Consider the following 22,289-nt stretch of genomic DNA (forward strand, 5'->3'; position numbering starts at 1 on the left):
TTTTGTGCCTCTTGCCTCACCGTTGACTGAGGCCGTCCGCCAGCCGAACGAGGCTGAGGAAATCCGACCTGTAGCCGAAGGCATCCGTTCCTCGCGATGCCGCGGCGAGAGCGGCAATCGCCTGGTAGGAATAGGAATCGACGGCCGCGACATGGCTGAGTTTCTGGCCGAAGGCTGCAACGGCCACCGAGAAGCGGACATCTTGCGGCGCGGCATCGACGGTGGCGACTGCGTTGCTATCGTCGACAGGCGTGGTGATGAGGACGCTCTTGTCCTCGCCCCGCCGCTTGTAGCGCATCTTGACGAAGGCAAGTTCGCCGTGATGGGCGCTGTCGGCCGCCGCGGCGGCCGCCTTATTGGCTGCGCCATAGCGCAGGTCATCATTCATCACCGCGGGGCTTCCCTTGGGCGTAATCTCGTAAATCGCCGTGACGCTGTGGCCGGAGCCGATATCGCCGGCATCGACACGGTCATTGTTGAAATCCTCGCGCTTCAGCGCCCGCGTCTCGTAACCGATCAAGCGGTATTCGGCGATCCGTTCCGGGTTGAACTCGACCTGAAACTTAACGTCGCTGGCGATCGGAAACAGCGTCGATCCGGCCTCTTCGACCAGCGTCTTTTGCGCCTCGGCCAAGGTGTCGATATAGGCAGCACTGCCGTTGCCGTTCTGCGCCAGCGTCTGCATCAGAGAATCGTTGAGATTGCCCCGCCCGAAGCCGAGAACGGTGAGGAAGATGCCGTCCTTGCGTCTCTCCTCGATGATGCGCTTCAGGTCCTCATCGCTCGACGGGCCGACATTGAAGTCGCCATCGGTCGCCAGCATCACCCGGTTGACGCCGTCCTTGACGAAGGCCTGCTTGGCAAGATCGTAAGCCGCCTCGATGCCTTCGGCGCCGCCGGTCGAACCTCCGGGCTCCAGCCTGTCGATCGCCGACAGGATCTTCGATTTCTCCGCCACCCGTGTCGGCGAGAGCACGGTGCCGGCATTGCCGGCATAGGTGACGATCGAGACGGTGTCGTCGGCCTTCAGCTTGTTGACCAGAAGCCGGAAGGCGCTCTTGAGAAGCGGCAGTTTGTCCGGCTCGTCCATCGAGCCGGACACGTCGATCAGGAAGACCAGATTGGCATGCGGCGTGGTCGCCGGCGCGATGTCATAGCCCTTGATCGCCACATGCATCAATTCCGTGTCGTGGTTCCACGGGGTCGGCATCACGGTCACTGTCGCCTTGAAAGGCTGATCGGCATTGTCAGGGCCCGGCCAGTCATAGGGGAAATAATTGATCATCTCTTCGACGCGGACCGATTGCGGGTCGGGCAGTGCCCCGCCGGTCAACGACCGGCGGACGAAGGCATAGGACGCGCTGTCGACATCCGCGGAGAAGGTCGAGACCGGATCCGTCGCCACGCTCTTGATCGGATTTGCCGCAGCATTGGCAAACCGCTCGCGATTGGAATCGAGCTGAATCTGGGCATGCCCCTCCGCAGGCGGAGTAGGCGAAGGGGCGATGGCAGCCATCGGTTCGGCAAACTGCCGCTGGGGGACGATGCCGGGAGCGGCCGGCACAGCGCGTTTGGCCGCCCCGAGTGCCGCGGCAGAACCCTCCGGCTTGTTCGTGAGAGCGGCGACGTCGTTGGCATCGAATTCGGATGTCCGCGACGAATCGGGTTTCGCGAGTGCCGGCGCCTCCTTGTCCTGCGGGGCTTGCGCGACAGCGACAGATTGCTCATCCAGGCTGTTGTTCCCGGCCGGTGTTTGCGGCGCGACCGTGACCGGCTGACCGGCAGTTGCGGCCGGTTGTTTCGACGCCTCACTTTTCGAAAGGTTGCCGGCGATCTCTGTCTGATCGACGATCGGCGATCCGTTGCGGGTCAGCTCGATCGCCAGGTAACCGGCGGCCGGAATGACGAGCAGCGTCGCTAGGGCTGAACCGGCGAGGAATTTCTTGTTCATGGCAGGGCTCCATATCCAGTTGATGATGGAGCTTTGACGCCAGCCTTTCGCATTTCCTTGGGCGGCCGGCGCATTATTTTCTGCGGTATCGAAGGCCTGCATCGCGGCAGTAAGCGCACGCGCACGCGCCTCCGGCGTCGCTGCCGGCGGTGTCAGGCGGGAGAGCTTTTCGAGTTCCTTGTCCACGATCATACCTCTTCCTTGCCGAGCACGGTCTTCAGCCTCTTGCGCGCCTCATGGACCTGCCAGGATACGGTCGCCTCCGAGCAGCCCATGACATCGGCGGCAGCCGAATGGCTGAGACCCTCGCCGTAAACGAGCAGCACCGCGTCGCATTGCCTTTCCGGCAAGGCGCGCACGGCTGCCCATAATTCGCTCGATAGCTCATCGTCATTTCCGGCCGGCGCATCCTGCTGCGGTTCGGCGGCGTAGGCGCGGAATGTCTGCTGCTCTCGTGCAAGCTTGCGTCTATGGTCGCGGGCGGCGTTGAGCGTCAGCGTATAGAGCCATGTCCTGAAGCGGCTGGCGCCGCGAAAGCTGCGGATCGCCGCGCCGAGCTTGACGCAGACCTCCTGGGCAATGTCGTCGGCATCGGTGGAACTGCCCGACCAACGCCACGCCGTCGCATGGACGAAATCATAATGGCGCGAGACCAGTTGCCCGAAGGCCTCCCGGTCACCGCCCTGCGCTCGTTCTATGAGCTCCGCATCCAATTCCGCACCTACCCCAAACCGACCAGCAAGATGCTATTTCGAGATTGAGACGTTTCTCGGATGGCTTTCCTTGGGTCCGCGACGAAAAAATTATTGGGAATTTTAAAAGCCGCGACATTCATGGGTCGCGGCCAGACAGATCGGCTCCGTCACAAAGGCGCATGATGAAGACAGAGTCGGCCAGGGACATGACCTGTCATGTCCCAAATCGCGAAAGGACCTCCATGTCCGCTCAACCGCCTGTCCCCACTGAAAGGGGCATCCTGCAGTTTCTGGCGACTTGCGATTCCTTCTATCCGCCAGACGCCGTTCAAGCATCGATCGAACAGCAGCGACATTGGTACGACGCTCTTTGCGCGCGCTTTGACCGTCCGCTGCCCCCGGAGATGATCTTTGCGGACGGCATGCTCCAGCGCATACCGATCCGGCGTTACCGTCCGCGGAAGATCAGCACGCGCACCATTCTGCTCTATCTTCATGGCGGTGGCTTCGTTGTCGGTTCGCTCGAGAGCCATCATGCCATCTGCGCCGAGATCGCCGATTTTGCCGGCGCGGAACTTGTTTCGGTCGATTATCGCCTCGCCCCTGAATATCGCTGGCCGGCGCAGACGGATGACGGCTTTACCGTGTTGAAGCATCTGCTTTCCGCCAACAGCAAGGTCGTGCTGATCGGCGACAGCGCCGGCGGCAATCTGGCCGCGGGCCTTGCATTGCGGGCGCGCGAGCAGGGCCTGTCCGGCGTCGTCGGCCAAGTCCTGATCTATCCGGCGCTTGGCGGCGACCTTACTGCGGGCTCCTATGTCGAAATGGCCGCGGCGCCTGGATTGACGACGGCGGATGTCGCTTATTACCGCGAGATCCTGCAGGCGCCGGCGGGCAATGAGATCGCCGAACCGCTGCAGGCAGCTTCGCTTGCCGGGCTGCCGCCGGCCTTCATCACGGTCGCGCATTTCGATCCGCTCCGAGACGACGGCCGGCACTATGCCGCCCGGCTCACCGCGGAGGGCGTCGACGTCTGGTTCCGGGAGGAGCCGCAGATGGTGCACGCGTGGCTGCGCGCCCGCCACATGAGCGACGGCGCACGCGACGGCTTTCGTGCCGTCTGCGAGGCGACAAGGCGTTTTGCGGCGACCTGATGGTCACATCAGGTCGCGGGCGATCCGCTTTTCCACAAAGACCTTTTCGAAGATCTGCACGTCGTCCTCGAAGGCGGTGACGACAGCGCTGATGATCCAGTCGTTCCGGGTACATGAAATGCGTGCGGTCGCGACCGTGCGGGCGAACCAGCCGGGGCGGCGCATGTCGCAGGTCCAGGTCGAGACCCCGGTCATCGACAGCGGATCATCGGGTGAAATCGACCAGACTTCCTCGCGCAATTGCCGGGTCGAGAGACCTGTCTCAGGGTGTTCGGTGAGCCCGGTATCCTCGTGGATGTGATACTCCGTCCGACTGGCCGAGAGATCACGGACGACCTGCCGCTTCGTCGCGGCGGCCGCGTGCTCGATGTATTTCGGCAGCGGATCGGGATTGGCCGGTTCCTTGATGTCTATCCGCTGGTGCTCGCCGAGCATCGGCAGCCCGAGGCCGAGTGCGGCGATATCGACCTCGATGCCTTCGTCATCAGGCGGCGGCAGGATCATCGGCCAATATGCGGTAGAAAGCGAAAGGCGGATGCGATGACCCTTGCGGAAGCGATATCCGCAGGCATCGAGCACGAGCCGGATCGACACCTTCTCGCCTGGTGTCAGCGGCTTGGGATCTGCATTGCCCTCCCGGTGAGTGAGATTGACGACGCCGAAGGCGACACGTGTTGCCGTACCATCCGGATGGACATCGATGAGCCGGGCGCAGAGATTTCCGCCCGCCGCCCGAGAGCGCAGCGCAAGCGTGAGCACGGGCCGGCCGAGATAGTCGTAATCGCCAGCAAGCGGCATCGTATCGAAGACCAGCGAGCCAGCATCGTCCAAGCGTTGATCGATCGCCATTTCGGCGTCGGGTTTCAGCGTGAAATATTCACCCGATGCCGTCCCGGTGTCGAGCGGAGAGCGGAGATAGGCGGCATGTTCGGGCGCGTGCGGGATCGGCATGCCTTCCGTCAGCTTGCCGAACTGCTCGACATAGAAGCACTGCATCTGCGGCGGCGACCAGACGTCCTTGGCGACCCAGAAACCCGGATCGCTGTCGCGGCGCGGGGCAGGGCGGATGGCGTCGAGAATATAGGCGCGGGCCTGCGGCAGCCCGTCGATCCCATTGTCCTCGCCCAGCAGCCATCTGTTCCACCAGGCAATCGCCTCGCCATGAAAATCGGTGCGCGGCTTCGGCCAGGCGAAATGCGGATATTTGTGGACCCAGGGGCCGATCAGCGCTTTCGCCTTGTCGCCCAGGCCTTCGACCGCCATCAGAGGGGTATTGCGGTAGCCGTCAGCCCAGCCGGCGATGACAAGCGTCGGGATTTCCACGCTCGAAAAATCCTCTGAGATCGAGCCATGACGCCAGAAATCGTCGCGCCGCTGGTGGGCCAGCCACTCCTCCATGAAGAAGGGTTCGCCTGCCAGGCGTTCCAGCCACATTTCCTTCCAGCGCTCGCCGACGAGTGAAGGGTCGGGCGGGCGCGACTGGTAGCCGAGCATCGTCGCCGCCCATGAGAGCTGGGCGGAGAGATGGCAGCCGTTCTTGTAGTGGATGTCGTCATTGTAGCGGTCGACGGTCGAGGCGATCGAGATGACGGCCTTCAGCGCCGGCGGGCGCAATGCTGCGACCTGCAGGCTGTTGAAGCCGCCCCAGGAGATGCCCATCATGCCGACCGCGCCGCTCGACCATGGCTGCGCGGCAATCCAGGCGATCAGCTCGCAGGCATTGGCAAGCTCGCTTTCGGTATATTCGCCGTCGATGACGCCGTCGGATTCTCCGGATCCGCGGATATCGACGCGCACGCCGGCAATGCCTGCGGCCGCGAAGACCGGATAGGTCGACTCGTCCCGCAGACTGGTTCCGTCCCGCTTGCGATAGGGCAGGAATTCGAAGACGGCGGGAACGGGATCTTCCCTAGCGCCATCCGGCATCCAGATGCGCGCGGCAAGCCGCGTCCCATCCTCCAGCGTAATCCATTCATTCTCGATGGTGGTGAAGCCGCGCGAGGTCATGCTCATTCCTTGATGCACATTCCGTGAGACGAGGGTTTACCCTCGTCAAGTCAGTTACCGGCGCTCTCCATGCGACGCGTGGCAAGCACCCGTTCCAGCCAGCCGATTTCCATTTCCGGCACGGATTTCAACAGCAGATCGGTGTAGTCGTCAAAGGGCGGGGAGAGCGCCGTCGATTTCGGACCGAACCGCACCAGCTTGCCACGATGCATCACCGCCACGCTGTCGGCAATCGCCCGAACGATCGCGATGTCGTGGGTGATGAAGACGTAGGACAGCTGCTCTTCTTCCTGCAGGCGGAGAAGCAGTTTGAGGATACCCTCCGCCACCAGCGGATCGAGCGCCGAGGTCGGCTCGTCGCAGAGGATGAGTTCGGGCTTGGCGGCCAGCGCTCTTGCGATCGCCACACGCTGCTTCTGGCCGCCGGAGAGTTCGGCCGGATAACGATCGACGAAGCCCTTGCCCATTTCGATCTGGTCGAGCAGTTCCTTCACCCGGGCGGTCTTCTCGGCACCTCTCAGGCCATAATAGAAGGTCAGCGGGCGGCCGATGATGTCTCGAACCGTCTGGCGCGGGTTCATCGCCGTGTCGGCCATCTGGTAGATCAGCTGGATACGCCTCAGATCGTCGTTCGGTCGGCTCTTCAGGCCCGGCATCAGCGGCTTGCCGTCAAAGACTATACGTCCGTTGCTCGGCGGCAACAGGCCGGTGATCACGCGCGCCAGGGTCGATTTGCCGGAACCGGATTCGCCGACGACCGCGAGCGTCTGCCCCTTCGGCACATGCAAAGAGACATCGTGCAGCACTTTGAAGCCGTTGGAATATTCGGCACTGACATTTTCGACCTTGAGAAGTGCCGCAGACTGGTCGGCGGCTTCCTCGCGGTAGGCCTGCCTGACATTGACGAGGGCGCGGGTATAGTCCTCCCGCGGCGCCTCGATGATCTGCTGGACGCTGCCATATTCCACCTGCTTGCCATAACGCAGGACCATGATGTCGTCCGAGATCTGGGCGACGACGGCAAGGTCATGGGTGATGTAGAGGGCGGCCGTGTGCGTTTCCTCGATGGCATGCTTGATCGCCGCCAGCACGTCGATCTGCGTGGTGACGTCGAGCGCCGTGGTCGGCTCGTCGAAGACGATGAGCTCAGGATTGGAGCAGAGCGCCATCGCCGTCATCGCCCGCTGCAGCTGCCCACCGGAGACCTGATGGGGAAAGCGCTCGCCGAAGGTTTCCGGATTGGGCAGGCCGAGAACCCCGAACAGATAAAGCGCCCGTTTGCGCGCCTCGTCCTTGCTCATCAAACCATGTTTGACCGAGGCTTCGATCACCTGATCGCCGAGCCTGTGCGCCGGATTAAAGGCAGCGGCGGCCGATTGCGCGACATAGCAGACCCGTGCTCCGCGGATTTTCCGGATGCCGTTCTTGCCGAGCACCAGGATATCGGCGCCGTCGAGCCGCACCTCGCCGCCGGTGATTTCGGCGCCGCCCCGGCCATAGGCGAGTGCGGAAAGGCCGATCGTCGACTTGCCGGCGCCCGATTCGCCGATCAGGCCGAGAACCTTGCCCTTCTGCAGATCGAAGGAAACGCCGTCGACGATCGTCACCCGTTTGGGCGGTTCGCCCGGCGGATAGCTGGTTGCTTCGATCTTCAGATTGCGAACGGAAAGAAGCTCAGGCATCGCCGCGCCCTCCCTTGAGGCTGGATGTGCGTTTCAGGAGCCAGTCGACGACGAGGTTGACGCAGACGGCAAGTGTCGCGATCGCGGTGCCCGGCACCAGCGCTGCCGAGATACCGAAGATGATGCCGTCCTTGTTGTCCTTGACCATGCCGCCCCAATCGGCCGCAGGCGGCTGAATGCCGAGGCCGAGGAAGGAAAGCGTCGAGAGGAACAGGATCGAGAAGGCGAAGCGCAGCCCGAATTCGGCCAGCAGCGGCGACAGTGTGTTCGGCAGGATTTCGCGGAAGATGATCCAGAGCTTGCCTTCGCCGCGCAGCGTTGCCGCCTCGACGAATTCCATCACCGCGACATCGAGCGCCACGGCACGGCCGAGACGGTAGACGCGGGTGGAATCGAGGATCGCCATGACAAGGATCAGCACGACCATGTTTTGCGGCAGCACCGCCAGGACCACGAGTGCGAAGATCAGCGTCGGGATCGACATCATCAAATCGTTGAAGCGAGAGAGGACGGTGTCGACCACGCCGCGCGAGACGGCAGCCGTGAAGCTCAGGATGATGCCGAGCGAGAACGAGATGACGGTGGCGGCGGACGCGACCAGCAGCGTCGTGCGTGCGCCGTAGATCAGCCGCGAGAAGATGTCGCGGCCGAGATTGTCGAGACCGAAGATATATTGATCATCAGGCAACTGCCAGACGTCGCCGACGACCTGAGTCTCGCCATAGGGGGCGAGCCAGGGAGCAAAGATCGCGAATATAAAGGCGATGGCGATACCGGCCATGCCGATCCAGGCGGTGATGGGGATGTCTCTCAATCTCATCGCGGATGCCTCAGCCTGGGATTGGCGATAATCGCGAGAATATCGGCGGTCATGTTGAGGAAGATATAGACAGCCGCGAAGATCAGGCCGCAGGCCTGAACGACAGGCATGTCGCGCACGGTGACCGCATCGACCATATACTGCCCCATGCCGGGATAGACGAAGACCACTTCGACAACGACGACGCCGACCACGAGATAGGCAAGCGTCAATGCGATGACGTTGATGATCGGCGCGAGCGCATTGGGGGCGGCATGCTTGACGATCGAGCGGAAGGCGCCAAGGCCTTTCAGCTCTGCGGTCTCCATATAGGCCGACGACATGACGGAGAGGATTGCCGCCCGCGTCATGCGCATCATATGCGCGAGTACGACGAGCACGAGGGTCGCCGTCGGCAGCGCGATTGCTTTCAATCGCTCGACGAAACCCATGCTGTCATAGACCGTCGCCGGAAAGGTGGCCACGCCGAATTTCACCGCGAAGAACAGGATCAGCAGGTAGCCGACGAAGAATTCCGGCAGCGAGATCGCCGCCAGCGAGATGACGTTGATGATCTTATCCGGCAGGCGATTGCGGAAATGCACCGACAGCATGCCGAGCCCAACGGCGAGCGGCACCGATATCACGGCTGCGAAACCCGCCAGGAAGAGCGAATTGCCAAGGCGCTTGCCGATCTGTTCGCTCACCGAATTCTTGCTGGCCCAGGAGGTGCCGAAGTCCCCCTGGACGGCGTTGCCGAGCCATTCGACGTAACGCGTGGTTATCGGGCGGTTCAGCCCGAGATCCTCTCGAATATTGGCAACGGCCTGCGGTGTCGCCGACTGACCGAGATAGGTTGTGGCAAAATCGCCGGGCAGGGCTTCCAGACCGCCGAAGATCACGATGGAAACGGCAAAGAGCAGGACGATACTGAGCACGAAGCGCTCGAGGATAAGGGCAAGCAGCGGAAAACGCTGCCGAAACCCGAGGCCGGGCAAGATGCTTGGGGCAGGATTGGTCATGGCGAGGACCTCGCGCTAAAACGTCGGGAGGACCGCGGGGTTTCATCCCACGGTCCGGGCTTCGTTAGAGATCGGAGGGGCAAACGCCCCTTGCCATCAGGCGTCCAGCCAGACGCGGGTCGCGACGTAGCCGTTCGACATGTCGTTGCCGATGTCGTGGACATAACCCTTCACCTGCTTGGTGGAGGCGTTCACGAAGTCGTTGAACATCGGCAGGATCACCCCGCCCTCGTCGCGCACCGTGATCGCCATGGTGCGATACATGTCCTTGCGCTTGGCTTCATCAAGCTCGGAGCGGGCCTGCAACAGCAGCTTATCGAAGTCAGGACGCTTGAACTTGGTGTCGTTCCAATCCGCCGTCGAGAGATAGGCGGTGGAATACATCTGGTCCTGCGTCGGACGGCCACCCCAGTAGGAGGTCGAGAAGGGCTGGACATTCCAGACGTTGGTCCAGTAGCCGTCGCCCGGCTCGCGCTTGACCTCGATCTCGATGCCGGCCTTTTTGCAGCTTTCCTGGTAAAGGACTGCCGCATCGACACCGCCGGGGAAGGCGACTTCGGAGGTGCGCAAGAGCACCGAGCCGCTATGGCCTGATTTCTTGTAGTGAAACGCAGCCTTGTCGGGATCGTAGGCGCGCTGCTCTATGCCCTCGGGGAAAAGCGCATAGGTGTTGTTGATCGGGAAGTCGTTGCCGACCTTGCCGTAGCCGCCGAGGATCTTTTTCACCATGGTCTCGCGGTCCATGGCGTATTTGAGCGCCAGGCGCAGGTCGTTGTTGTCGAACGGCGCCTTATCGCAGTGCATGATGAAGACGTAGTGGCCGCGGCCGGAGGTCGAGAGAATCTCGACGTTCGGGGCGCGCTTCAGCAGGCTGACGGTCTTCGGGTCGACGCGGTTGATGTAGTGGACCTGGCCGGACGACAGTGCTGCGATGCGGGCGGTGGCGTCGTTCATGCCGATGATTTCGATCGAATCGACATAACCCCGGTCGGTGCGCCAGTCGTCCTTGTTCTTTTCGAAGGTGGCGCGGACGCCGGGCTCGAAGCTCGTCATCTTGTAGGGGCCTGTGCCGATCGAGGCCAGCGGATCGTCAACGCCGCCATTCGGCTGGATGACCAGATGGTAGTCCGACAGCAGCAGAGGCATGTCGGCATTGCCTTCGCTGAGCGTGAGGACGAGATTGCCGCCGTCGGCCTTGATCTCCTTGATCGAGCCGAGAACACCGAGCGCGCCGGATTCCGACTTCGCGTCGGTGTGACGCTTCAGCGTCGCAACGACGTCGTCGATCGTCAGTTCCTTGCCATCGTGGAACTTGACGCCCTTGCGGATCTTAAAGGTCCAGGTCGCCGCGTCCTTCGACGGCTCCCAGGATTCGGCAAGCGACGGCACGGCGGCACCCGTCAGCGGATCGGACTCGACCAGCATGTCGCCCCAGCAGCGGCCGATGCAGAACATGACCTGCGACAGGAATTTCGCCGGATCCTTGGAATCGGTGGCTGCACCACCTTCGAGGCCGAGCTTCAGGTGGCCGCCGCGCTTCGGTTCGGCCGCTTCGGCACTTTCGGTGAAGAGCTTGTCGGCGACGGCAAGTGTGATGCCCGCCGCCATGGCGCGTCCCATGAATTCGCGGCGGCTGAGCCCGCCGGCGGTGACACGGCTTGCGAGATATTTCGTGTAGTCGTTCATTCCCCAGTTCCTTCTTTATGGTGCGTTGACAGAACTTCCGGGCAGGTCCGCAGACGGTTTCCTCTCCACCTCCGGTGCCCGCATCATGCGGGAAAATAATGCGGTTGCTGCCGCCGGGTTATTTTCCTTTCCAAATGGGGCTTCGCTTCTCGGCGAAGGCCCGTGCGCCTTCCAATTGGTCCTCGCTCGAATAGAGCTTGTCGACCGTCGCAAACTGCCGTTTGGTGATCTTGTTCATGGCAGTCTGGAACGGCGAACCCTCCGCTTCGCGGACGATTTCCTTAATGGCCGCATAGACGAGCGGCGGCCCGCTCTCGAGCAACCGGGCAAGCTCCCATGCTCTCTCCATCAGCCGCTCGGCCGGCAGGACCTCGTTGACGAAACCCCAGCGATGCGCCTCGTGAACGTCGAGCCAGCGACCGGTCAAAAGCATGTCCATGGCGATGTGATAGGGGATGCGTTTAGGCAGCTTGATGGAAGCCGCATCGGCAACCGTGCCGGAGCGGATTTCCGGCAGGGCGAAGGTCGCATGGTCGGCCGCGAGGATCAGGTCGGTCGACAGCGCAATCTCCAGTCCGCCGCCGCAACAGATGCCGTTGACCGCACAAATGATGGGCTTGTTGAGGTCGCGCAGTTCCTGCAGCCCGCCGAAACCACCCACGCCGTAATCCCCGTCGACCGCATCGCCTGATGCCGCCGCCTTGAGATCCCAACCGGCACAGAAAAACTTCTCGCCGGCGCCCGAGACGATGGCGACACGCAACGCCGGATCGTCGCGGAAATCTCGGAAGATCAACCCCAGGGCACGGCTGGTCGCAAGGTCGATGGCATTCGCCTTCGGCCGGTCGATGACGACTTCGAGTATTCCACCGTCATGTCGTGTGCGAATGTGGTCGCTCAACCTATGCTACCTCCTCCGCCGTATTAAAGCATCGACTACGGCCACGCCACGCCCTTCGGGAAGAACCATCAATGGATTAATGTCCAGTTCCTCCAGGGATGCCGCGTTCTTTACGACATAATCTGCCGTTGCTGAGACAGCACCAACAGCGGCTTCGAGATCGCCTTTTGGCCGCCCGCGATAGCCATAGATCAATTTTGCAAGTTTGAGACGTGAAATTGCCGCGTGAATATCGGTTTTCGTCGCCGGAAGCGGCAGGATGACGGAATCTTCAAGCAATTCAACGAAGATTCCGCCCGCTCCAAGCGTGAGCGACAATCCGAAGACAGGGTCGCGGATGGCGCCGACAATGAGCTCGGCAACCGGCGGATCGATCATTTTCTCGACCAGATAACCGGCATTCGGCGGCATTGCCGCCGCCGCATTCGATACTGCCTTAGTATCCTCTAGGTTGAGTGCGACGGCCCCTGCCTCGGTCTTGTGGGCAATGCCGAGCGCTTTCAGTACGACGGGAAAACCGAGCCGTTCGGCCTGCTCGGCCGCTTGACCGGGAGAAGAGGCCAACAGCCCTTGCGGAACAGGAAGGCCGAAGGCGGCAAGCTCGGCCTTCGCATCGGCCTCCGTCAGCGTCTCGATCTCGCCGTCCATAGGGGACACATCGAGCAGCGGCAGGGGAGGTGGGCCATCCCAGGCCTGGCCGATGCCGGCGGCGACTTCCGCAGCCGTGATGGTTTCGTCGATGCCGCAGAAGGCAATGATGCCGTTTGCCATCAGCCGATCGGCGATGGGCTCCGGCATGTTTTCCGGAAGTGTCGCCAGAAGGCCGGCCAGCGCACCGGTTGCGGCAGCGGCCGTCATGACCGCGTCTGCCGTCATTGCCCATTCGGACGCATCGCAGCGGTCATCGCGGGGGAAGTCGAGGACGACGAGATTGAGGGCATAGCCGCCCTCGAACATGGCGCTGAAGGCTTCGGTCTGGCGTGCGAGATCCCCCCACACGAAGGTGTGGTAATCGAGCGGATTGGAAAGCGTCACCATCTCGCCGAGGACCCGCCGCAGCCGTGGCAATTGTAGCGGCTGCAGCGCCGGGAATTCCACGTTGTGACCGACGGCGGCATCCGCCATCAGCGAGGCTTCGCCACCGGAACAGCTCATCGACGAGATGGAATGGCTTGCGAGCGGGCCGGCGACATGCAGGAGTTTCAGGGTTTCGAGCAGCGCCGGCAAGGTTTGCACACGGCCAAGGCCGAGGCGGGCGAGCACAGCGTCGGCGATGGCATCGCTGCCGGCAAGCGAGGCGGTATGCGACACCGCCGCGCGTTTTGCCTGCTCGGACCTGCCGACCTTCAACACGACCACCGGCTTCCTCGACCGCCGGGCCATGGCGGCCAGGCGTTCGAGTGCCGAGAGATCACCGAAACCTTCGACATGAAGGCCGACCGCCGTGACGCGCGGGTCGTCGATCAGCGCGCAGGCGACATCGGCAAGCGATGTCTGGGCCTGATTGCCGGCAGTGACCACATAGGCGATCGGCACGCCTCGGGTCTGCATTGTCAGGTTGATGGCGATATTCGAGGATTGCGTGAGGATTGCGACGCCACGTTCGATGCGCTGCATGCCATGCTGATCGGGCCACAGCAGCGCACCGTCGAGACCGTTGATCAGCCCGTAGCAATTCGGCCCGAGGATCGGCATGTCGCCGGCTGCGTCCAGCAGGGCCTGCTGCAGCTCGGCGCCGTCGCCGAGTTCACCCGTCGCCTCGCTGAAACCCGATGCATAACAGACTGCCCCGCCGGCACCGGCCTCAGAAAGGCTGCGGACGATTTCGACGGTCAGCGTCCTGTTGACGCCAACGAAGGCTGCGTCCGGCGCCGAAGGCAGATCGGATACAGAGCGATAGCAGGACCGCCCGAGCACCTCGTCGAGTTTGGGATGGACAGGCCAGATCTCACCGGCAAAGCCCATGCGGTCGCATTGCTCGATCACCCTGCGCGCCTCGCGACCGCCGAAGACGGCGATCGTTTGCGGTCTGAGCAGGCGGTCGAGCGGGCGAGGCGTCATCGGCTCACGCTCCCAGAGGTCGAAGCAAGTCGCGGCTGATAATATGCCGCTGGATTTCGGAGGTGCCGTCCCAGATGCGCTCAACGCGCGCATCGCGCCAGAAGCGGGCGAGCGGCAGATCGTCCATCAGTCCCATGCCGCCGAAGATCTGGATCGCCTCATCCGTGACGCGGGCGAGCATTTCCGAGGCATAGAGCTTGGCCGAAGCGATCTGCCGGTCTGCGGGGCGGCCGGCATCGACCTGCCAGGCGGCGGCCAGCGTCAGCCAGTCGGCTGCGTCGATCTCGGTGATCATGTCGGCGAGCTTGAACGACACGCCCTGATTGGCGCCGATCGGCTTGCCGAACTGCTTGCGCTCGGCGGCGTAGGGCAGGGCCAGGTCGAAGACACGCCGTGCCCGGCCGACGCAGGTGGCGGCAACCGTCAATCTCGTGCCGTAGAGCCATTGGTTGGCGATATCGAAGCCGCGATGCACCTCGCCCAGCACTTGGGCTTCGGGAATGCGGCAATCGTCGAAGCTGAGCGTTGAGTTATGGTAGCCACGATGCGAAACGGAATCGTAACCTTTGAGGATTTCGAAGCCCGGCGTGCCGCGATCCACCAGGAAGGCGGTGATCTTCTTCTTGATGCCCTTCGGCGTTTCCTCCTCGCCCGTCGCAGCAAAGACGATGACGAAATCGGCGACATCGGCATGGGAGATGAAATGTTTCGTGCCGTTGAGGACGAAGTCGCCACCGTCGCGGCGGGCGGCGCATTTCATGCCGCGCATATCAGAACCGGCGTCCGGCTCGGTGATCGCAAGCGCATCGATCTTCTCGCCGCGCACCGCAGGCAGGAGATAGCGCTCGCGCTGCTCGCCCTCGCAGGCCATGAGGATGCCGGAGGGCCGGCCGAAGAAAACGGTCAGCCCCAGGGAGCCGCGTCCGAGTTCCCGCTCGACCAGTGTGAAGGTGACATGGTCGAGGCCGGCGCCGCCGACGTCTTCCGGGAAATTGCAGGCATAGAAGCCGAGATCGATGCATTTGCGCCGAATCTCGCCTCCAAGCTCCGGTGGGACGATACCGCTGCGCTCGACCTCGTTCTCATGGGGATAGATCTCGGTTTCCACGAAGGCACGGACCGTGTTGACGATCATTTCCTGTTCTTCGCTGAGACCAAAATCCATGCCGATCCTCCTACCGTTTCTGGCCGACGTGACGGCTGGCGCCTTCAGGCGCTGCCAACTCCGCATGGGCTCTGGCGATCGCCTTCGCCTTGTCGAGGACGCCAGCTGGCGCCGGCGCGGCTTTGCCCGCCTTGCTGTCGACATGCAGCAACATGTGCTCGGCGGTGGCAAGTGCCTCGCCCGTCGCCGTATCGTGAAGCGTGTGGAAGACGTGCAGCCGCTTCTCGTCGACGGACAGGATCTGGCAGGTCGAATGGATCGCCTGTCCGAGCTTTGCCTCGCCGAGATGGCGGATATGGGTCTCCACCGTATAGTAGCTCTGCCCCGCCTCGACATAGGCGAGATCGACGCCGATGAGACGCAGCAGCGCATCTGACGTATCGCCGAAAACCTGGAGGTAGCGGTGTTCGGTCATATGGCCGTTATAATCGACCCAGGCTGGGCTGACTTTCGTCTCGACGAGCCTCAGCGGCTTCGACGGATCGAAAGACTTAATCGTCCCGCCGCCTCCTGCCCACAGCGATTGCTCGAAGTCTTTCAGCAGTTTGCCCGCGCCCCAGCCCTTGCCGCCATCGCCGCCCTTGAGGGCCTGCAGGATGCCGACGAGGTTTTCGTCGCGGATGCGTTCGAGTTCACGGATCGAGCGGCCGGCCGCCTGTTCGTCGGATTGCTGGCCGATCTTTTCGATCAGCGGATCGTCGAGATCGACGACATCGGTAAGCTTGGTCCAGGGCCAGGCCAGGCAGGGGCCGAACTGGGCGAGGAAGTGGCGCATTCCGGCCTCGCCGCCGGCGATGCGATAGGTCTGGAACAGGCCCATCTGCGCCCAGCGCAGGCCGAAAGAGTAGCGGATGACGTCATCGAGGGTCTCGACGGTGCAGATGTCGTCGTGGATCAGCCACAGGGCCTCGCGCCAGAGCGCTTCGAGCAGCCGGTCGCCGACGAAGGCCTCGATCTCCTTGGCGATGTGGACGCCCTTCATGCCGATCGGCGGCAGTCGCTCCATGGCAGCCTTGATGGTCGCCGCCGAGGTCTTCTCGCCGCCGACGATTTCGACGAGCGGCAAGAGATAGACGGGATTATAGGGATGGGCGACGAAGAGGCGCTCGGGATGCTTCATGTCGCGCTGCAAATCGGTCGGCAGCAGGCCTGATGTGGAAGAGCCGATCAGGGCGTCCGGTCGCGCCACGGCATCGATCTCATTCAGGACGCCGCGCTTGAGGTCGAGCCTTTCCGGCACGCTTTCCTGAATCCAGTCGGCGCCGGCGGCGGCTTCCGCGAGCGTCGTGCAGAAGGTCAGCCTGCCGCGCGGCGGCAGGGGTGCGCCGGTCAGCATGGCATAGGCTTTTTCGGCGTTGGCGAGCACTTCGCCGACGATGCGGCTTGCTTCCGGATGCGGATCGAACACGTTCACGTCGACGCCGGCCAGCAGAAAACGCGCGATCCATCCGCCGCCGATGACGCCGCCGCCGATACAAGCCGCCTTGTTGATCCCTGTCATGCCGTCCTCAGCGCTTCGTCAGTTTGAGTTTCTTGCGAACGTCTTCCGGGCCGATGATCCTGGCACCCATGCCCTCCACCACCTGCACGGCCTTTTCGACGAGCTGAGCATTGGTGGCGAGCTGGCCCTTGCCGACGAAGAGGTTGTCCTCCAGGCCGACGCGCACGTTGCCGCCCGCCAGAACGGCGGCTGCCGGATAGGCCATGGCATTGCGACCGATCGAAAAGGCCGAGAAGGTCCAACTCTCAGGCACGTTGTTGACCATCGCCATGAAGGTATTGAGATCATCGGGTGCGCCCCACGGGATGCCCATGCAGAGTTGGATCAGCACCGGGTTTTCAATCAGGCCTTCCTCGGCGAGCTGCTTGGCGAACCAGAGATGGCCGGTGTCGAAGGCTTCGATCTCGGGCCGCACGCCGAGATCCGTCATCTTCTTCGCCATCGCCCGCAGCATGGCCGGCGTGTTGGTCATGACGTAGTCGCCGAGGTTGAAATTCATCGTGCCGCAGTCGAGCGTGCAGATCTCAGGCAGGCATTCGGCGACATGGCTGACGCGCTCGGTGGCGCCCGCCATATCCGTGCCCTTAGGATTGAGGGGAAGGGGGCTTTCGACATCCCCGAAGATCAGGTCCCCGCCCATGCCGGCAGTGAGATTGAGGACGACATCGACATCGGCCGAGCGGATGCGGTCGGTGACTTCCCTGTAGAGATCGTTGCGCCGGCTGGCGGCACCCGTTTCCGGATCGCGGACATGGCAGTGAACGACCGCCGCACCGGCCTTTGCCGCGTCGATGGCGGATTCGGCGATCTGCTTGGGAGTGATCGGCACGTGGCTGGATCTGGAAACCGTGTCGCCGGCGCCGGTGACGGCACAGGTGATGAAAACATCGCGGTTCATCGCAAGAGGCATGTTTTTGTTCTCCCTCGTCTTGTCCGCATTACGCGACAGGATGGATGGCAATGCGTTGCAATTTCGGAAGCAATCGATACATTATCGGAACCCGAGGGAGATGGCCTTGCTGCAGCGATCGACGGAACGGCTCGATATCGACCTTCTCGTCCTACCGGACGCGAACCTGATCCTGATCGCCTCGGTCATCGAGCCGCTGCGCGGCGCCAATCGCATTTCCGGCAGTGAGCTCTATCGTTGGCGGCTGCTCACCCCGGACGGAGCACCGGTCCCGACCACCAGCAATATTGCCGTGCCCGCGCAAGGCGCTTTCAAGGCGACGACCGAGGATACGCCGCTGTTCGTGCTTGCCAGCTACAACTGGCGCCGAAGTGCTACGCCGGCGCTCAAGATGCAGCTCTCCCAGGCCGCCCGCTATCGCACGGTGATTGCCGGCATCGAGTCCGGCACATGGCTGCTGGCCGAAGCCAGCCTGCTCGACGGGCTGCCGGCGACCGTCCACTGGGAGGACTACGAGGATTTTGCGTTGGCCTATCCTGAGGTGCGGGCCGTCAAGGATCGTTTCGTCATCGACGGCAAGCGGCTGACGACCTCAGGTTCGCTTCCGACCGTCGACCTGATGCTGGAGGTGATCAGGCAACGGCAGGGTTATTCGCTGGCGCTCGAGGTCAGCCGGCTGTTCCGTTACGAGCAGCCTTCCTTCCATGCCGATGAGCAGCTTTCCGCAGCCTCGGCTGGTCTGCGCATGCACGATCCCCGCGTGGCGCAGGCGGTGCGGCTGATGGAGGAGCATATCGAGCAGCCTCTGATTCTCACGCGGCTGGCCCGCAGGGTAGGCATCAGCGCCCGGCATCTGCAGGATCTCTTCCAGCAGAGCATCGGCGCGCCGCCGCATGTGCACTATCTCGCGCTGCGCCTGAACGCGGCGCGCCGCAAGGTGATCGAGACGACAGCCTCTTTCGCCGACATCGCAGCGGCGACCGGCTTCAATTCGGCCTCCGCCTTTGCGAGAAGCTACAGGGCGAGTTTTTCCGAGAGCCCGTCCGAAACCCGGCGTCGCCTGCGCCGCCGCGTCACGCCATCGGAGATGCGGGCATAGGCTGGAACGCGTCCCGTATCATTTCGGCAAGTTCCCGAACGGCCTCGCTGGAACGGTAAGTGCTCCGGCGGAGCACGACTTTGGAGGAATCAACCGGCGGGAAACCGTCTTCAGCGGTGAGTTCCCGGCAGCCGGGCGGAATGCTGCTGCGGGAAAGCGTGGTGACGGCAAGGCCTGCGGTGACGGCATTCTTCAGCCCCGAGCCGGTATCGGCGATGAAGGCGATCCGATAGTTGCGGCCGATTTGCTCCAGCGACCGGAGCGCAAAATCGCGTGACCAGGTGGAGTTGCGATAGGTCGCAATCGGCAGGGGATCGATGTCGTGCAGCCGATGGACCATCGATGTGACCCAGACTGTGGGATCAATGCAGATGACCTCGCCTTTCGTCTCATCGCTCCAGTCGAAAACGACGGCCAGATCGAGCTCATCCCGCTCGAGGGCGGCGAGGTTGCGGACTGTGTAGTCGCAGGACACGGTGACCTCGACGGCCGGGTGGCGTACAGCGAAAGCCGCAAGGGCTGCCGGCAGCACCGTCTGGCTGTATTCCTCGGGAATTCCGATGCGCACCGGTCCGTCCAGCGGCTTGCTGCGGATCGTCGCGGCGGCCTCGCTCAACAGATCGATGATCCGGCGGGCATAGGGTACGAGTTGCAGGCCCGGGCGCGTGAGCAGCACGCCGCGGGCGCCCCGATCGAACAGGGTTTCGCCGATCGTCTCTTCGAGCCTCTTGATCTGGCTGCTGACGGCCGATTGCGTCCGCCCGATGCGCTGGGCGGCTGCGGAGAAATTCGACGTCTCGGCAACGACCAGGAAAGTTCTGAGCAGGTCGCTCTCAATCGGTTCGTGCATGAGACAGCCATTTAAAAAATCGATGACAGCTATCTCTACTATTCGTTTGTCTGATGTCAATTCTTGACGCACAAATGAGCCGCGTTCGACTTCCTTCTTTGAGAATATCTGCGTGACAATTGAAAATCCGGCCAGACGCCTCGCAGGCAGCGAGCACGAGAAGGGTGTGCTTCTCATCGTTGCCGCGACACTTGCCTGGAGCGCGAGCGGCGTCTATTCGCGACTCCTGACGACCGATGTGTGGACGGCGATCGCCTGGCGATCGTTGTTCGGTGGCCTGTTCCTGCTGATCCCCTGCCTTTTCCTCGAAGGGGGCATTTCACGGCAGCAATGGCGATCCGTCTTCCATCCGTCCGGTCTTGCGATGATCGCATGCCAGACTTTCAGTCAGGTATGCTTCATCGGGGCGCTCTATATGACCACCGTCGCCAATGTGACGATGATCTATGCGACCGCGCCCTTCATCGCGGCCATGCTCGGCTGGGTCATCCTCAGGGAGAGGGTCTCCAGGCGGACGCTGATTGCCGGCGGCATCTCGCTCCTCGGCGTCGCCGTCATCGTCGCCTCGTCGATCGGCGGAGGGACCGGCGTGGGCGATCTGCTGGCGCTCGGCATGACGGCGTCCTTCGCGCTGGTCATCATCATTCCGCGCATCAATCCCGGCGTGCCGAGCCTGCCGCCGACCGTCGTCAGCGCCTTCCTGACGCTGGCCATCTTTGCCCCGTTCGGTTCGGTCGGCTCGCTCGACCTGCACAATTGGATCGTTCTTGCCGCCTTCGGCGCGACCAATTTCTCCCTGGCGCTGGTGCTCTTCCTTGCCGGGGCGAAGCGGATGCCGCCGGCTGAAGCCGCGCTGATCGGCACGATGGAAATCATACTCACGCCGTTCTGGGTCTGGCTGTTGTTTGCCGAGCAACCGCCCGTCGCTACCTTTTTCGGCGGCGCGATCATCCTCGGCGCCGTGCTCTGGCACACGGCCATCGACGTCAGCCGCAGCCGGCGACCGCATCGCGCCTAAAGCCTTTAGGCGGCGATCAATCTTCCCAGACGATCCGGAAAACCGCCGTATTCGCGGGATCAATTATTCCCCCTGCGCAGCGAGCTATGGCGACTTTGCCAACTGTCGTCTTTGAGTTGCACCCATGTCGTTTTCTTGATCGCTGTTTTCCGTCAGGCATGGTTTGTTTGTGGCGTTCAAGGCGCTATCTCGCAAACTGGCGAAATGGACATTGGGAAGCCGGCCTGACCCGCCGACGCTCCCCCCGCAGCGGTAGAAGAACTGAAATCCTCAAGGAAATCGCCGGATAGACATCCGGAAAGATATCGAGATGGATCGGAAGGAGATTCTGGAGCTGGAAACCAGCTCTTGGCAGAGCAAATCGACGGATTGCAGGCAGACGATCACGAGCGGAACGACAGGCGAAAGCCGTGGCGTTCACTCCTCTTCTCCATCCAATCTGTCCGTTTTGAAAATTCGAATATCGCCCGGTGCGGCGGTATCCTCGTGTTGTGGACACCGGACTGCAGAGGAGGCAGGCCGGAGGGAAGGTTGCCATCGACTGCATCGGTTGCAGATCGAGGCATTCAAACAAGTGGGAGGAATCCATGAGCAAAAATAGAGGCGTCGTTTATCTCCGGCCGGGCAAGGTCGAAGTCCGCGACATCGACGATCCGAAGCTGGAAGCGCCCGACGGCCGCCGCATCGAACACGGCGTCATCCTGAAGGTGATCTCGACCAATATCTGCGGCTCCGATCAGCACATGGTCCGCGGCCGAACGACGGCGATGCCGGGCCTGGTCCTCGGTCATGAAATCACCGGCGAGATCATCGAGAAAGGCATCGATGTCGAGATGCTCGAAATCGGCGATATCGTCTCGGTGCCTTTCAATGTCGCCTGCGGCCGTTGCCGCTGCTGCAAGTCTCAGGATACCGGCGTCTGCCTGACGGTAAACCCGGCCCGCGCCGGCGGTGCTTACGGTTATGTCGACATGGGCGGCTGGATCGGCGGACAGGCGCGCTACGTCACCATTCCCTATGCAGATTTCAACCTGCTGAAAATCCCCGATCGGGACAAGGCAATGGCGAAGATCCGGGATCTCACCATGCTCTCCGACATTCTGCCCACCGGCTTCCATGGCGCGGTGCGTGCAGGCGTTGGGGTCGGCTCGACCGTCTATGTCGCTGGCGCCGGCCCGGTCGGCCTTGCCGCTGCGGCTTCGGCTCGCATTCTCGGCGCTGCTGTCGTGATGATCGGTGATTTCAACAAGGACCGCCTGGCGCATGCGGCGAAAGTCGGTTTCGAACCGATCGACCTGTCGAAGAGCGACCGTCTTGGCGACATGATCGCGCAGGTCGTCGGCACCAACGAAGTGGACAGCGCCATCGATGCGGTCGGCTTCGAGGCACGCGGCCACTCGGGCGGGGAGCAGCCGGCGATCGTGCTCAATCAGATGATGGAAATTACCCGTGCCGCGGGTTCGATCGGTATTCCCGGCCTCTACGTTACCGAGGATCCGGGCGCCGTCGACAACGCCGCCAAACACGGCAATCTTTCGCTTCGTTTCGGCCTCGGATGGGCCAAGGCACAGTCCTTCCACACCGGCCAGACTCCGGTGATCAAATATAATCGTCAGCTCATGCAGGCGATCCTCCACGACCGACTGCCAATTGCCGATATCGTCAACGCCAAAGTCATCCCGCTCGACGATGCCGCCAATGGATATGAAAGCTTCGACCAGGGAGCGGCGACGAAATATGTCCTCGATCCGCACGGAGACGTGGCGAAAGCCGCATAGCGATGCGACC

At 62.6% G+C, this 22,289-nt stretch carries 17 protein-coding genes and 1 riboswitch; of the genes, 4 read left to right on the forward strand and 13 right to left on the reverse strand.

All coding sequences use genetic code 11. The annotated features are described in order from the left end of the window. Nucleotides 1–16: 16 nt before the first annotated feature. Together G9X67_RS26465 and G9X67_RS26470 are read right to left on the reverse strand one after the other, a co-directional pair. A complete protein-coding gene (locus G9X67_RS26465) occupies nt 17–2,143 on the reverse strand; it encodes a VWA domain-containing protein (protein WP_171600056.1) in 2,127 nt (708 codons plus the stop codon). After that, nucleotides 2,140–2,664 carry an RNA polymerase sigma factor gene (locus G9X67_RS26470; protein ID WP_171600057.1) on the reverse strand — a complete coding sequence of 175 codons (525 nt, stop codon included), beginning with the start codon at nt 2,662–2,664 and terminating at the stop codon, nt 2,140–2,142. Before G9X67_RS26470 ends, G9X67_RS26465 begins: the two co-directional genes overlap by 4 nt. A 224-nt stretch (nt 2,665–2,888) precedes the next feature. On the opposite strand from G9X67_RS26470, the gene G9X67_RS26475 reads away from it, so the two are divergent. Further along, nucleotides 2,889–3,800: an alpha/beta hydrolase gene (locus G9X67_RS26475; RefSeq protein WP_171600058.1), complete on the forward strand. Its 912-nt coding sequence runs from the start codon at nt 2,889–2,891 to the stop codon at nt 3,798–3,800. Nucleotides 3,801–3,803: 3 nt separating this feature from the next. On the opposite strand, the gene G9X67_RS26480 is transcribed toward G9X67_RS26475, so the two are convergent. The 10 genes from G9X67_RS26480 to G9X67_RS26525 all read right to left on the reverse strand — a co-directional run bounded on the left by G9X67_RS26480 (nt 3,804) and on the right by G9X67_RS26525 (nt 17,534). Beyond that, the gene (locus G9X67_RS26480) at nt 3,804–5,807 is read right to left on the reverse strand and encodes a CocE/NonD family hydrolase (RefSeq protein WP_171600059.1); all 2,004 of its coding nucleotides are present in this window, start codon (nt 5,805–5,807) and stop codon (nt 3,804–3,806) included. 50 nt (nt 5,808–5,857) lie between these two features. Next, complete coding sequence (locus G9X67_RS26485) at nt 5,858–7,489, reverse strand: ABC transporter ATP-binding protein (protein ID WP_171600060.1); 1,632 nt, start codon at nt 7,487–7,489, stop codon at nt 5,858–5,860. Then, a complete protein-coding gene (locus G9X67_RS26490) occupies nt 7,482–8,309 on the reverse strand; it encodes an ABC transporter permease (RefSeq protein WP_138334680.1) in 828 nt (275 codons plus the stop codon). Before G9X67_RS26490 ends, G9X67_RS26485 begins: the two co-directional genes overlap by 8 nt. Beyond that, on the reverse strand, nt 8,306–9,310 hold the full coding sequence (locus tag G9X67_RS26495; RefSeq protein ID WP_138334679.1) for an ABC transporter permease: 1,005 nt from the start codon (nt 9,308–9,310) through the stop codon (nt 8,306–8,308). The genes G9X67_RS26490 and G9X67_RS26495 overlap by 4 nt, the downstream gene beginning before the upstream one ends. 96 nt (nt 9,311–9,406) lie before the next feature. Further along, on the reverse strand, nt 9,407–10,996 hold the full coding sequence (locus G9X67_RS26500; protein ID WP_171600061.1) for an ABC transporter substrate-binding protein: 1,590 nt from the start codon (nt 10,994–10,996) through the stop codon (nt 9,407–9,409). Between the two features lie 118 nt (nt 10,997–11,114). Then, nucleotides 11,115–11,897, reverse strand: coding sequence for a carnitinyl-CoA dehydratase (locus G9X67_RS26505; RefSeq protein ID WP_138334677.1), 783 nt, complete (start codon nt 11,895–11,897; stop codon nt 11,115–11,117). A gap of 6 nt (nt 11,898–11,903) precedes the next feature. Then, entirely contained in the window at nt 11,904–13,958 is a 2,055-nt protein-coding gene (locus G9X67_RS26510) for an acetate--CoA ligase family protein (RefSeq protein ID WP_171600062.1), read from the reverse strand. Between the two features lie 4 nt (nt 13,959–13,962). Further along, the gene (locus G9X67_RS26515; protein WP_171600063.1) at nt 13,963–15,123 is read right to left on the reverse strand and encodes an acyl-CoA dehydrogenase family protein; all 1,161 of its coding nucleotides are present in this window, start codon (nt 15,121–15,123) and stop codon (nt 13,963–13,965) included. 10 nt (nt 15,124–15,133) lie between these two features. Further along, nucleotides 15,134–16,624: a carnitine 3-dehydrogenase gene (locus G9X67_RS26520; RefSeq protein WP_138334674.1), complete on the reverse strand. Its 1,491-nt coding sequence runs from the start codon at nt 16,622–16,624 to the stop codon at nt 15,134–15,136. Nucleotides 16,625–16,631: 7 nt separating this feature from the next. After that, the gene (locus tag G9X67_RS26525; RefSeq protein ID WP_171600064.1) at nt 16,632–17,534 is read right to left on the reverse strand and encodes a 3-keto-5-aminohexanoate cleavage protein; all 903 of its coding nucleotides are present in this window, start codon (nt 17,532–17,534) and stop codon (nt 16,632–16,634) included. Between the two features lie 100 nt (nt 17,535–17,634). Here G9X67_RS26525 and G9X67_RS26530 point away from each other — a divergent pair, with 100 nt between their 5' ends. Continuing rightward, the gene (locus G9X67_RS26530; RefSeq protein ID WP_138334672.1) at nt 17,635–18,633 is read left to right on the forward strand and encodes a GlxA family transcriptional regulator; all 999 of its coding nucleotides are present in this window, start codon (nt 17,635–17,637) and stop codon (nt 18,631–18,633) included. Here G9X67_RS26530 and G9X67_RS26535 read toward each other — a convergent pair. Then, the gene (locus G9X67_RS26535) at nt 18,608–19,483 is read right to left on the reverse strand and encodes a LysR substrate-binding domain-containing protein (RefSeq protein WP_138334671.1); all 876 of its coding nucleotides are present in this window, start codon (nt 19,481–19,483) and stop codon (nt 18,608–18,610) included. The two genes, G9X67_RS26530 and G9X67_RS26535, sit on opposite strands and share 26 nt — an antisense overlap. Before the next feature lie 112 nt (nt 19,484–19,595). On the opposite strand from G9X67_RS26535, the gene G9X67_RS35445 reads away from it, so the two are divergent. Then, on the forward strand, nt 19,596–20,501 hold the full coding sequence (locus G9X67_RS35445) for an EamA family transporter (RefSeq protein ID WP_171600065.1): 906 nt from the start codon (nt 19,596–19,598) through the stop codon (nt 20,499–20,501). A 162-nt stretch (nt 20,502–20,663) separates the two neighbouring features. Next, nucleotides 20,664–20,867, forward strand: a riboswitch (cobalamin riboswitch). A 221-nt stretch (nt 20,868–21,088) separates the two neighbouring features. Further along, entirely contained in the window at nt 21,089–22,279 is a 1,191-nt protein-coding gene (fdhA, locus tag G9X67_RS26545; protein ID WP_171600066.1) for a formaldehyde dehydrogenase, glutathione-independent, read from the forward strand. The last annotated feature ends 10 nt before the right edge of the window (nt 22,280–22,289 follow it).

It is taken from the genome of Rhizobium sp. WYCCWR 11152 (assembly GCF_013087615.1).
Lineage (GTDB): Bacteria > Pseudomonadota > Alphaproteobacteria > Rhizobiales > Rhizobiaceae > Rhizobium > Rhizobium indicum.